At 42.9% G+C, this 350-nt stretch carries 1 protein-coding gene; it reads right to left on the bottom strand.

What is annotated here, in order from left to right:
• A partial coding sequence (locus AABA86_RS33980; protein ID WP_338309847.1) for a hypothetical protein occupies nucleotides 1–350 on the bottom strand: 350 nt, incomplete at both ends.

Raw genomic sequence — 350 nt, 5'->3', positions numbered from 1 at the left:
GTCACCATCAGACTCTTCTTTGTCTTGAAGTGCTTCTTTGGCTTCTTGTCATTCTTCAACTTTGGACAATCACTTTTGTAGTGCCCTGATTCTTTGCACTCAAAACACGTGACTTCCCTGATTGATGACTTCTTCTGGCCTGAGGACTCATACTTTCCTTTTGCCTTTCCAGAGCCTTTGTACTTGCTCTGCCTGTGCTTCCAGATGCGGTTGAGTCTCTTGGAGATCAGAGTCAGCTCATCTTCATCAGAATCTTCTGATGCTTCTTCAGATTCTTCTTCTTCAGCTTGAAGAGCTTTTGACTTCTCAACCTTAGCCTTTTCAGATTTAGATTTCAAGGCTATGGACTT

The sequence above is a fragment of the Bradyrhizobium sp. TM233 genome, from assembly GCF_036247965.1.
GTDB classification, from domain to species: Bacteria; Pseudomonadota; Alphaproteobacteria; order Rhizobiales; family Xanthobacteraceae; genus Bradyrhizobium; species Bradyrhizobium ottawaense.
The sequence above is the reverse complement of the archived record's forward strand: the minus strand, read 5'-3'. Positions and strand labels throughout refer to the sequence as shown.